This window comes from Mesorhizobium sp. M0166 (assembly GCF_040322255.1).
GTDB lineage: Bacteria > Pseudomonadota > Alphaproteobacteria > Rhizobiales > Rhizobiaceae > Mesorhizobium.
The window spans coordinates 40,316-52,207 of sequence record NZ_JAMYTD010000038.1 but is presented as its reverse complement, the minus strand read 5'-3'; the positions used below and the strand labels follow the sequence as shown (position 1 = coordinate 52,207).

At 57.5% G+C, this 11,892-nt stretch carries 7 protein-coding genes and 2 pseudogenes; 4 read left to right on the top strand and 5 right to left on the bottom strand.

Features of this window, described 5'->3' with window-relative positions; all coding sequences use genetic code 11:
• Positions 1 to 81: 81 nt before the first annotated feature.
• Positions 82 to 300 (bottom strand): annotated as a pseudogene (locus NKJ46_RS27915) (transposase); the annotation flags it as partial.
• Positions 301 to 375: 75 nt separating this feature from the next.
• Here NKJ46_RS27915 and NKJ46_RS27910 point away from each other — a divergent pair.
• From NKJ46_RS27910 to NKJ46_RS27895, 4 genes and pseudogenes are all read left to right on the top strand, one after another.
• Positions 376 to 537 (top strand): annotated as a pseudogene (locus NKJ46_RS27910) (IS5/IS1182 family transposase); the annotation flags it as partial.
• A 292-nt stretch (positions 538 to 829) separates the two neighbouring features.
• Positions 830 to 1,858 carry a GNAT family N-acetyltransferase gene (locus NKJ46_RS27905; RefSeq protein ID WP_352669316.1) on the top strand — a complete coding sequence of 343 codons (1,029 nt, stop codon included), beginning with the start codon at positions 830 to 832 and terminating at the stop codon, positions 1,856 to 1,858.
• Between the two features lie 62 nt (positions 1,859 to 1,920).
• Positions 1,921 to 2,847, top strand: a complete 927-nt coding sequence (locus NKJ46_RS27900; protein WP_352669314.1) for a polysaccharide deacetylase family protein — start codon at positions 1,921 to 1,923, stop codon at positions 2,845 to 2,847.
• Positions 2,848 to 3,376: 529 nt separating this feature from the next.
• Positions 3,377 to 5,080 (top strand): calcium-binding protein, encoded by a 1,704-nt coding sequence (locus NKJ46_RS27895; RefSeq protein WP_352669312.1) that lies wholly within the window; start codon positions 3,377 to 3,379, stop codon positions 5,078 to 5,080.
• A gap of 82 nt (positions 5,081 to 5,162) precedes the next feature.
• Here NKJ46_RS27895 and NKJ46_RS27890 read toward each other — a convergent pair whose 3' ends face one another.
• The 4 genes from NKJ46_RS27890 to NKJ46_RS27875 are packed head-to-tail and all read right to left on the bottom strand — an operon-like array spanning position 5,163 to position 11,535.
• Complete coding sequence (locus NKJ46_RS27890) at positions 5,163 to 7,910, bottom strand: glycosyltransferase (RefSeq protein WP_352669310.1); 2,748 nt, start codon at positions 7,908 to 7,910, stop codon at positions 5,163 to 5,165.
• Entirely contained in the window at positions 7,867 to 9,045 is a 1,179-nt protein-coding gene (locus tag NKJ46_RS27885) for a glycosyltransferase (RefSeq protein WP_352669307.1), read from the bottom strand. The genes NKJ46_RS27890 and NKJ46_RS27885 overlap by 44 nt, the downstream gene beginning before the upstream one ends.
• Entirely contained in the window at positions 8,981 to 10,186 is a 1,206-nt protein-coding gene (locus NKJ46_RS27880) for a glycosyltransferase (RefSeq protein WP_352669305.1), read from the bottom strand. Before NKJ46_RS27880 ends, NKJ46_RS27885 begins: the two co-directional genes overlap by 65 nt.
• A complete protein-coding gene (locus NKJ46_RS27875) occupies positions 10,186 to 11,535 on the bottom strand; it encodes a polysaccharide biosynthesis/export family protein (RefSeq protein WP_352669302.1) in 1,350 nt (449 codons plus the stop codon). Before NKJ46_RS27875 ends, NKJ46_RS27880 begins: the two co-directional genes overlap by 1 nt.
• Positions 11,536 to 11,892 lie beyond the last annotated feature (357 nt).

Below are 11,892 nucleotides of genomic sequence, written 5' to 3'. Positions count from 1 at the left end.
CCCTGATCACGAAGCAGCACCCTAACAAATCCGCGACCAGCGCGAATCCCCTTGCAGCCGCGACTTTCTGACTCAGTAAGATTAGGAGCCTGACTCGAAACTCGGATCACACATGACGCGGATGGACGCGATAAAGATCCACGCCTCAGCGCTGGCGATGGTGGCCTCGAAATCCTTGGCGAGCCGGCGACTGCGTCCCAGCCAGGCGAAAGTCCGCTCGACGACCCATCGTCGTGGCAGGACCTCGAAGCCTTTGGCGGCGTCCGAACGCTTGATGATTTCGAGGGTCCACGTGCCGAGATGAGTCAGAGCGCTGGCCACCGTCCTTCCCGCGATCGGGAGCTCGATTGGCGCCAACCTCTCCAAGATCTCGCCGATGCCGGTTATCGCGGCCACAATGCACCGAAGGACAACACCCTCAAGGTTTATGTCGCCGGCTGCAAGCGTGGCCTCACCAAGGCCGTCAAACGAGCGTTGCGACGCCTCTCCGCCGTCGAGCCCGTCATCGGCCATCTCAAGAGCGACCACCGCATGGGTCCACGACCGCCCGCAATGAAGTCGACCCTCCGCCTTCGCTCCCGGCAGGAATGGCTCGATCAACGCCCATTTCTTGTCCGTCAACGCGTTTGCATCTTTGCATCCCGCTGCCCCGCACGGCAATATTGCCGGCGGGTGGCCCTCCGTCCAACCCATGTTGGGACCTCGCTCAAGTCTAGGCAACTCAAGGGAATCACAACGGACGGGCCACTCAACCAGTTCCCGCACAAATCAGAGTTTCGAGTCTCCTAGACCTGTCGTATCATGTAACGGCGGAATGGGGACGGGCGGGATGAAGCTGGAAAGGGAGGTCTATACCGGCGTAGATTGGCCGCTGCTCGATTCTTTCAGCGACCGAACTTTTTCGCAGCGAAAGGCATGGATTGATTTCATTTGCGAGACCCAGGCCGGGGATCCGGTTGTGGCTCGAATTGAAGACGCGGGCGTGACCGTTGGATTTTTTGTAGGTGTCATCGTCCGGCGGATGGGTTTCCAAATACTAGGAAGTCCATTCCCAGGCTGGACGACCCCGTATATGGGATTCAATCTGAGGCACGAGGTGTCCAGAGCCGATGCAGTCGACGCGCTCATCGGCTACGCCTTCTCTGACCTGGGCTGCCATCATCTGGAAATTTCAGATCCTTATCTGAGCGGGGAGCACTTCCGAGACGTCAGAGTCAAAGCGCAGCTCGTCCGTACCTTTCGATCAAACCTTCTGATGACAGAAGACGAACTTTTCGCCCGCATGGACGGAGCGTGCAGGCGCTGCATCAGGAAAGCTGCCAAGTCCGGAGTCGTTATCGAGGAAGCCGCGCCGGATGGGTTTGCGGGAGAGTACTTTACTCAGTTGGAAGACGTCTTCGCCAAGCAGAACATGCGGCCAACATATGGCATGAATCGAGTGGAAGCTCTTATCAGGCACATCTATCCAACGGGCGATTTACTTCTCTTACGCGCGCGCGATCCAGACGGGCGGAGCATTGCGACAGGTATATTCCCTGGATTTAATGACATTTCCTATTTCTGGGGAAACGCCAGCCTTCGTGAGCACCAGAACGCACGGCCTAATGAGGTGATGCACTGGTATGCGATGAAGTACTGGAAGCGTCGAGGTGTACATTGGCACTATTGGGGCGGCGGCGGCGCTTACAAGGAGAAATATGGTGGTGATACAGTAATGTACCAGCAGTTTAGAGCATCCAGGAGCGTTGTAGTATCTATGCTGCGAGATGCCGGGAGAATGTTGCACGACGCGCCGCGTGGCTGGAAACGCCGGATCTTTAATTTGAGATCACGGGCCGATCCTTCGATCGCGCGATGACACGGGTTTCGTGACATGATCTGGTAGTTGCCGAGGCGTTCGAGGACGAAGTGATGTCTTGAATGGAAAAGCTATACTGGCCAGATGGAAAGTCCTTCGTGTTCACGGTGTTTGACGACACGGACCTTGCAGTTCCTGGCAATTTTGAGAAGGTTTATGACTGCCTGCGCGACTATGGCCTTCTCACGACGAAGTCTGTTTGGCCAATTCGCGGATCCCAGAACTCCAAGATGGGCGGAGCTACGTGTGAGGATCCGGCTTATCTGGCGTATATCCGTGAACTTCGCCGCGATGGATTTGAGATAGGCTTTCACGGCGCGACCTACCATAGCTCAGAGCGAACCAATATCGCGCATGGCCTTGAATACTTCCGCGAGTTGTTTGGCGGCTACCCTCGAACCATGGCTAATCATGCCAGCTCCGCTGAGAATATCTATTGGGGAGATGCTCGGCTGAGCGGGATCAGGAGGCAAGCATATAAGCTCCTTCTGAAAAGACAAAGCTTCTACGGTCATTGCGAAAAAAGTCCTTACTTTTGGGGAGATCTGTGCCGCGATCGTATAGACTACGTACGCAATTTCATTACCGGGGATATAAATACGATGAAGACCTATCCTCTCATGCCATATTACGATCCCGAGAGGCCCTTTGTGAAACAATGGTTCTCATCATCTGAGGGGCCGAACGTCGATTCGTTTATTCGTACCATTTCGGAAGCAAACCAGGATCGTCTGGAAGCTGAGGGCGGTGCCTGCATCATGTATACGCATTTCGCTGCCGGTTTTCAGGATACGGACGGAAATCTCAATTGGCGGTTCAGGGAACTCGTAAGGCGCCTCGCCTCGAAGAATGGCTGGTTCGTACCGGTAGCGACGTTCCTCGATTATGTTCGGCAGCAGCGTGGCGAGAACGTCATAGACTCTAGAGAACGAGCAAGGATGGAGCGCCAGTGGATCAAGCACAAGATCCAGACTGGCGGAGTATCGTAGCGGATCTCTCAAAGAGCGCTCGATGCGGTTGCGGGGAGCGTATTTGGGCTTGTCGACGGGGCGCTGAATCTTCCGTTTCGACTTTGTCGAGATTACTGCTTCGACGCCGCATCGTTTGAGATCATTACGGATGGCACCGCCGTCGTCGCTCTGTCGGCCAGCATTCGGCCGGAAGCAGGCCTCCTGCATCAGTTCCTCGCACTGCCATGTGAGCCATGTCCGAGGCTTGGCCGGGACGTCAGGCAGGAGCCGATGGCGAGGCCCTGCGCACGCCATCCGCGTCGCGTTGCTGGAATTCGGGCTGTTGGCTGGGGCCTTGCAGCCGCTCGAGCTGTCCTCCCATGGAGATGACGCGCCTCTTCGACTTTCTGTGGAATTTTGGATGCGGACAAAGTCTTGTCGCATTAGGCGTCCAATCAGCCCTCGCACTCTCGAAGAATCGAATCAATAACTAACCGCCTTTGAGGGAATTACAACTAAACTATAGGTTGTATTAACTAAGGCAATAAAACCTACAAGGAGAGACAGAATGGCGTCTTACTACGTGTCCCCGAATGGATCAGACAATAATGCTGGTCTGTTGGATACACCATTCGCATCGCTTCAGCATGCGCACGATATCGCAAAGCCCGGCGATACGATCTATATGCGCGGAGGTGTCTATGAACTCACATCTGAAGTGCGGCTCACGCATGACGGCACGAGTGGCAATCCGATTACGGTGACAAACTACCAGAATGAGGTACCCATCCTGGACGGATCCTCAATGAGCGGCGGCTATGTCGTCGACATGGAAAGTGTGTCGTGGAACCACATTAAGGGTCTTGAGATCAGGAATGGGCCTGAAGGTGGGCTCATGATCGAGGGCCAATCGAATTCCAACACGATCGAGCAGTTGAACGTCCATCACAACGGATGGAATTCCGAGTGGGAGGGAAAGGGCATTGTGTTGTTCGGCGCAAGCTCGAACAACCTGCTCCTCAACAACGACTCACACCATAACCAAGATCTGCATCGCGACAACGCGGACGGCTTTCAGGTCTCCACCACGGGCACGGGTAACGTGCTGAGGGGCAATCGAGCGTGGGCCAACTCGGACGATGGCTACGATTTTTTCAACGTGCATGACAACACGCATGCTGCCCCCCTTGTCATCGAGGGCAACTGGGCCTTCGACAATGGCTACGCCAATGATGGCAGCGTGGCTGGTGATGGAAATGGCTTCAAGCTGGGCGGCGCTCGCGCGGGAACGAGCAGCACCTCCGGTGGCCATATCGTGAGCGACAACGTTGCGTGGGGGAATCATGCGAACGGTTTTGACGAGAATTCCGCCTCCAACCCAATAACGCTCCAGAACAATACCGCGTACGACAACGGCCTATACAATTATGGATTTTGGGAACAGGAGCATACCTTCCGCAACAATCTTTCGGCCGGAATCGGAAGAGTGGCGGCGTCCGGATCGAGCCAAGACAATTCTTGGACCTTACCTGTAAAGGTGGACTCCAGCGATTTTGTGTCGTTGAACGACAGTACGGCACTGGGGCATCGTGCAGCCGACGGCTCACTCCCGACCACGGAATTCCTTCATCTCGCGAACGGGAGTGACCTTGTCGACAAAGGAATCGACCTTGGCCACGATTATGTGGGATCCGCGCCAGATCTGGGCGCCTTCGAGCAGCCCGCGCTGTCTGGGGGGGGGGTCCCATCTCAGCCCGAGCCTGGTCCCGTATCTGGGCCCGTGTCTGGAGATTCATCCGGGCTTGGTCAGGTTCCCATCGGCCTACCCGACTACGGCTCTTACAAGGAGATCGACGGCAATGGTGGCGCAAACAAGATCGTCGGAACCGCGGCTGCCGAGATGATCGATGGCAAATCCGGTAACGATCACTTATTCGGCGGGGACGGCAATGATATCCTTGAGGGGGGCGATGGGGCTGACCAATTGACGGGGGGGCACGGCAACGACTTCCTTGCCGGCGGCAAGGATGCCGATGTCTTTGTTTTCCATGAAACCAACTGGGGTACGGATGTGATAATGGACTGGCAGGCTGGGATCGATAGAATCGACCTGCACGGAACTGGTCTGCATTTTAACGACCTGGCGTTTGTCCCCGCCGACATTGATGGAGATGGCGCCAAGGACGACGTATTCGCAACCAGCGACCATGGCAATATCGGCTTCCTAGACATGCATTTCTCGCAGATCCATTCTTCCTTTTTCTTAGTGTGACAGATTTGCCAGCGCGGACTCCGTTCGCGCTGGCTTCCTTGTCCAATGCAGGACACACTGCGTTGCGCAAGCGTGTCGTGCCTCAATCGGCCGGCCCGCGGGTACTCGATCCAGCTTCTCGAAGCAGTTTGACTTCATCGCCGGTCAAATGCGCATGGCAGCCAGCTCCCGCACCACCAAGGCCCGACAGAATGGATCCAAGTTGCCGCCTGCTAGCCTCCAATGCTTCCGGGTTTTGCGTCCAGCTCCTCCAGGAGGCCCCAACAGTTCGCGCGATCTCCGCACCGATTTCGCCGCAACCCTTTCGCTTGAGGATCTCGATGAATTCGTAGTCCTCGACTCCGTCGCGCAGCCATTTGAGCCTCATTGAGGGTACGACGCCCTCCACCCCGACGGGTTGCCCCGGGTAAAGAAGCATTCCCTCGCCCGGATAGTCATTACCTCCCGTCCGATAGGTCTGCACATCGTTCCAAGGATCGTTTGTCCAAAGATCGACGCGCCAATACAACAACCCTGTCAACTTGAGACTCTGACTGATGAAGCCGGGCTGGATGCGAAAATTGATCGGCGAAAAATCGATCTCCCATTTGGGAGAATATTCGTCTTGAACGAGCGCGTTGTATGACCAAACCGCATCACCCTTTGCCAGGGCCTCAGCAATCCGCTCCGGTGCGCTGTCATACATTTTGGGAAGAAGCACCCAGATGTCGATCGCAGAACGCCCGCTTCCAGTGCCATCGTCAAAAAGCTCAGGGGCAGGCGTCATGGTAACGAGATTGTCGACACCTGCCTCATGCAGGACGCGCGCCCAGGCTTTCATAGTTCCATAGAGGCTTTTGCAGCGGTCGATTTCGTCGGCTGTGTAGTTGAAGAGATGGAGGGCGGGATGGTGTTGAGCTGCCGCCTCATGCACCTCTTCGAGCGATGGCGGCGGCTTCATCGCGCATTGAGCCATGCTGGCATTGCTCCACAGGCCGAGATTGGTGGATTTTAGTCCGAACCTGTCAACGAAGGAGGCTTGGTTCTGAACACGCACGTTACGCGGCATTAGCTTATGCTTCAGTAACTCCGCCTGGGCCTGCGGAGTATTCGCATCCCAGATTAGGAAAGCTGAGTTCAACGACGGGGTAAGCGGGAGTGTGAAGTCCCATACATGAAGCACGACTTCGCCGACAGCATTGCCCTGATCACTTGACACCCTCACGGTGCCGCCATAGCGGCCGGGTGGCGTGCCGGGTGGAACGGATATGTCGATCCAGATGGGCTGGTTAGCGCGCGAAGGGACGGAAAAGCGGATTGCAGGTCGGGAATGGCCCTGTGCCGCTAAAGTGATTCCCTCGGTATCCAGCGGTATCAGCCCATCAGCGTACCATCCCGGGCCAAGCGGTCGGTTCGACCCTTTCAGGTCGGGACTGGATCGCGCCACATGGACGTAGTGTTCGCGGTAAAGCGTCACATTCTTCGCAGCGATACGGGCTCGGTCGCCTGGGCTGACCAGATCTTGGACCTGAATCGTCACGTTGGTGAGGGCGGTGCCCGGCGCACGGATTCCAACCTGGAACGACTCGGTTTCACCACGAGCTGCATAAAGCTCGATCTTCAGCCGATCGCCGGGGGCAGCGTCCTGGCTTACTCGTTCCAAACTAGGCACGAGCCATATGACCGGTTCTCCCTGCCCAGCACCCGAAGGCAGCAGGAAGTAGAAGATGCTCAGCCCAAGCAAGAGGACCAGCGCGGGGTGAAGCCAACGCCAGCTACCGGCTTTTCGAAAGCCGTGCAAGGCGAGTCCGCAAAGGGAACCGAATCCATAGCTCAAGTGCACCGCCGCCAGCACCGCCGGGAAGAGGAGCAGATGCCTGCCCGGCGCTGTGTAAGCGGCCTGCAAGGTAGCGCACAGCAACCCAACTTCGTAAAGTAACAGCATGCCTGCTGCGGGGAGCAGCGCGGGCGGCCAAAATAAAGAAACCGCAAACGGAATTGACAGGCTTGCTAACAGTGCGAGCGGAGCGAGATGTCGGAGCCGCAACGCGCGCCAATTCTCGACCCACGCGAGGGCGCCGCCAAATCCGTTGCCAAAATATTGCTTGCAAAGTGCGGACAGGGTTTCCCGGGGCTGATAGAAAGCTCGGATGTCCGGAGAGAGATAGAGACCATAGCCGAGCCGACGTATCCGTTCGTTAAAGTCGTTATCCTCAGCACGCCAAAGATCTTCTCGCAGTGGGCCGACTTGGTCTACGATGTACTTCCAATAGCAGCCATTCCAGACCGTGTCGGCCCATCCTGACGCGTTTTCTCTGCGAAATTTGGCAACTCCGATCCCAAAGAGACTTCTATGTGCTGCCACGATTGCACGACCAACCAGCGATTGCGAAGGCAATGGACGCGCGATTGCTCCCACCCCTCCCGCACCTGTGGCGAGCAGCCCTGAGACGCTTTGCCGGACGACGTCGGGTTCATAGTGGGCATGGGCGTCAAGACGCAGGAAGACGTCCGTCTGCATGCGAGCAACCGCCAGATTGATGGCAGCCGCAGGGCCACGCCCTGGAATCTCGATGACGCGCGCTCGTGGGTCGCGCCGCTGCATCTGTTGCAGCATCTGTAGCGTTCCGTCGGTTGACCCCCCGTCAACGAACCAGATTTCGGCGATCGCGGGATAATCCTGACTGAAAAGGTTGGAAGCGAGTGCACTAAGATGTGCGATCTCGTTGCAGACCGGGATAACGATGCCAACGGTCGGCTGCTCAGGGATGCGCGCTCCTGGATAGTCGGCGAGCGCTGACCGGTATTCAGGCGATCTTTTTTGAGAAGACTTCGGCATGAAGAGCTCCAATCATCCGTTCGCGATTGGCTTCCATGGTATTGTCGACCATCAGCGCGCGCCCATTGCTGCGCAAGCGCTCCCGTAATTCAGGGCGGCATACCACTTGCTCGATCGCAGCTGCCAGCGCAGTGACGTTGCCTGGCGGAACAATCATGGCTGTTTCATTGTCTTTCAGGAAAAGCGGAATTCCTCCCACGGCCGTCGCGATCGTGGGTAGACCAATGCACAGCGACTCATTGATGACCTGCGGAAAGCCCTCCGTGAAGGATGGGAGCACGAGCGCTCCGGCTTGCTGGTAAAGTTCGAACAAAGCCGGCCCGTAAGGCACGAAACCGCGGAATGTGACGTTGTCACGTAGGCCGAGAGCGGTTGATCGGGCCTTGAGCTCCGCCTCAAGCGGTCCTGTTCCAACGATATCGAGGTGGCACGACACCCCGCGCTGCTTGAGGTGCGCTAGTGCTTCGAGAAGCACGTGATGTCCCTTTTCGGGAGCCAGCCGGCCAACGCAGATCAAACGCCTTGGATTGGGCCCGGAACACATTTCTGCAAAGGTCCTGAGCTGCGCGTCCCTCATCAGACAGGGCATATGCTCGTGCACACGGTTGGTGAAGCGGCCGTACTCCCGAGCAAGGTCTCCGCCTACAGCGAACACTGTCCGGTTACGCGCAAGCCGCTTGAAATGCCAATCAAGTGCATTTGCGGCCGCCATGGCAGCGAGGCGTTTCAAACCCCGATGGGTGTCCATCTGCTGGATCAGGTTCTGGCGAACCACGAGGCTCACCGGCACACCGAGGGAAATGCACTGCATCGCGATCATCTGCCCGATCGGATTTGGACCGCCAATCAGGATCGCATCCCAACTCCGCGCCTGCTCGGAAATTCGGCGACGTATCTCCAGGAACGTACTCGGGCTGAGGCGCCACAGCTGATACAAGTTCGGATAGTAGGGGAGCGAGCATAGCGTGATCCCCGGGTGGTCGAGCACATAGGGCCCGCGCCCGGCTTGCCTTGCCTCGCGCCCGATGAAGATGATCTCGTCGACGGACTCGATGAAGCTAGCTGGAAAAAGGATGTAAGGCTCATCCGTCGAAAGAGTGTCGCCGTCGCGCCAGAAAACCTGATCGACGAAGATGGCGAGTCGCATGGCCAATCCCTTCTCTTGTGTCGGCGTCGTTCCCCGCCGCGCATAACGTCCAGAGTTGGCCAGTCACCGATTTCGGCTGGAACTTCTGCTCGATCCAGGTGCGCGCAAGAGTGCCGATCTCGCGCCGCATGCCGGGGTCCGATCCGAGGCGAAGAACATGGCGTGATAGCTCGTCCGGTTCGGGTTCGGCTATGATCCCGGTTACGCCGTTCTGGATGAGGTCGGCGACGCCGTTCACTCGCGTGGCTATGCAGGGCACCCCCGAGGCCATGGCCTCCAGCACAACATTGGACATGCCTTCATAGTCGGAAGACAGCAGGAAAATGTCCGCAGCGCACATGAGTTCTCGGGCATCAGGCACGCTGCCGAGAAAACGGACTCTATCGTCAAGTCCGAGACGCGCCACTTGGCTCCTCAACTCGCCGAGGCAACCGAGGTCTTGTCCGGCAATCGCGGCCTGCACCCTGCGGTGCCGACTTACTCGTGCGATCGTGTCGATAAACCGGTCGAAGCGCTTCTGCGGCGCTAGTCGGCCTACCCCAAGCACCAACACTGCGTCGTCGCGCAGATCAAGCCGCCGACGCCACTCGGCACGCCACTTGGCTATCTGATCAGATGGGAAAATCTCGACCACGTTGGGCACATAGACGACAGACCTTTTTGAGCCGAGGCGGTGCGCGAGCTGCTCCTGGGTCTCGCGGGAATTGCAAACCGCGACAGAGATGCCGGCCACGCTCACCCAAGACCATAAGCCGCGCCATTCTGTCGGCAGATCAGCAAACAACGTGTTGCGGAATGATCCGATGCGTCGGATGCCCAGCCCGGTCAAGGCGAGCGCGAACACATTGGTATAGGACGACCAAGAAAAGAAGCATCGTGTTTTGCGGGCGACGCATGCCGCACGCAATTGGCGCATCTTATCCAGGCGGCGGCCCTTCAACAGCACCACAGGAATGCCGAGCTTGCGTATCGGAGCTTCCCAGAACCCGAGCTCGCCCGACACGTAGACGGTGGGGGCCCAGCGGGTAAAATCACAATGGGCGAGAAAATTATAGAGTTGCCGCTCTGTTCCGCCTTGTCCGAGCTGTCCGACGACCACGGCGATCGCCTCCGCTTGCCTCGAACCGCGTGCCGCGCCCATTAGTCAAACTCGCTTTTGGAGGCGTCCTTTGCACTTGTGGTGTGCCGGTCTTGTTTTTGGTGCGTCTGGACCGTAGCGGATTGTTCGGCAGGCTGGCGGCTTTGCGGCGTCTTATCTATTTCCCCGATCACCGCTGCGGGACCCGGCATCTGGTTGGAAGGGAGCAAGACTTTGACGATGTCGCCGGGCAACAGCTCGGTATGCTCGTCTGCCGGGACGAGGCGCCAATCCTGATCGACTTTGCGCGTGATCGTGATCACAGGCGCCGCAGCCGTTCCGAGCATTTCAGAGGGTGAAGTCGTCCCGCCAGGGCGAAGCTTCTCACTGGCGGCCCTCAATCGTAACTCCGCACCGGCCAGTCTCTCGCTCGTCTCTCTAATGTCTTGAAGGAGTCCGATCCGACGCGAGTTTGCAGTCTTGTTGAGAGTCTGCGCTGAGGCCTCCCGTCCTCGCTGGATTTCCATCTTGTTCACTATTGTCTGAAGCTGGCGCGTGGAAGACAGCAGCACCGCGCGGCGTGCCTCCGACACGCGCGTAGCTTGCACGTTGCCGGCCTCGAACAGCGTGGTAAGCTTTTCAAGCTCTTGTGCATCAGCCTGTGCTCCGCTTTGTTCCTTCTCTTCCTGTTGAGCGAGAATTGCGATCTGCCCGTCCGCTTGCTTCATCGCGGCGCGAATTGAGGCGATTTCCTGATGGTAGCTTTCTTGTGAGGTTTTCAGCAAATTCAGTTCAGACTGAATGACGTTTGCCAGGTTGGCAGCGGGAATCAGCTGGGTTGCCGGAATATTCTCTTCGAAGCTATCTGCATCGTTCAGTTCGGCTTGCAGCCGGGACAGGTGCACGGTTTCTCTGACATATTCCAACGCGTGAAGATTGTAATCCTCGCGCAAGTCCACCAATTGGTTAGGATCAGCCGTGGCATGGCTTCCCCGTATGGTGCTGTAGCCCCCCGAAAGGGCAACGGCCTGTCCAACCGCCATAAGAGGCCGGAACGCATACTGGCCTGGCGTCAAGACGTCGCCATCGACGTAGATAGGTCGGTATTCGGCAACGCTTGCCGCGATATCAGTAGGGAGAACCAGAACGCTATATTCGCGGCCCTCGGGAGTCCTTTCCCGGAACAGTCGTGTCGGCAGGGCGGCTGCGATTTTGTTCCGCATTTCTGCGGCCGTCAAACCTGCGATTTCGATAGTCCCCAGCGTCGGCAGAGATATCGTTCCATCGAACTCGATGGGGACACGGTGATGCCACTCCGGCAATCCTTCGATCGTGACCTCTATCGCGTCCCCTGGCGCAAGTTTGTATTCGGTTGCGGCTGCATTAGCCACGAGAGTGAACAGGAGTGGCATCCAGCCGACGCTTAGCATTTGGCGCCGTAGGCCTAACCTTGCTGTCTTCATGACGTCCCCGACGCGTTTGCTCGTGAACCGGTTGGCTCGGCCCGACGGAGCATGGATTGATCCTGAAGATCTCGATCCCACTCCTCAAAGTCTCATTCTTTTGTGCCTGCCGACACCATCTGAACGCATGAAGACGCACCTCCGCGGTCTCCTTAGGAATTGAATACCGGTTTCCTCCAGACGGCGCGGCATCGGAGGCCAAGCATGCCATCCAAATTTCCGAAGTTGTCCTGACGAAATAGAAGGCCGCAAGTCATGGAACGCGTTAGGGTACCAGGCGGGAGATACTCTCGAATAGACGGTTCG

What these genes read in the sequence shown, in the direction of transcription:
- NKJ46_RS27905 (WP_352669316.1), top strand. Translation starts at nt 830, where the DNA reads ATGAAGCTGGAAAGGGAGGTCTATACCGGCGTAGATTGGCCGCTGCTC.
- NKJ46_RS27900 (WP_352669314.1), top strand. Translation starts at nt 1,921, where the DNA reads ATGGAAAAGCTATACTGGCCAGATGGAAAGTCCTTCGTGTTCACGGTG.
- NKJ46_RS27895 (WP_352669312.1), top strand. Translation starts at nt 3,377, where the DNA reads ATGGCGTCTTACTACGTGTCCCCGAATGGATCAGACAATAATGCTGGT.
- NKJ46_RS27885 (WP_352669307.1), bottom strand. Translation starts at nt 9,045, where the DNA reads ATGCGACTCGCCATCTTCGTCGATCAGGTTTTCTGGCGCGACGGCGAC.
- NKJ46_RS27880 (WP_352669305.1), bottom strand. Translation starts at nt 10,186, where the DNA reads ATGGGCGCGGCACGCGGTTCGAGGCAAGCGGAGGCGATCGCCGTGGTC.
- NKJ46_RS27875 (WP_352669302.1), bottom strand. Translation starts at nt 11,535, where the DNA reads ATGCCACTCCTGTTCACTCTCGTGGCTAATGCAGCCGCAACCGAATAC.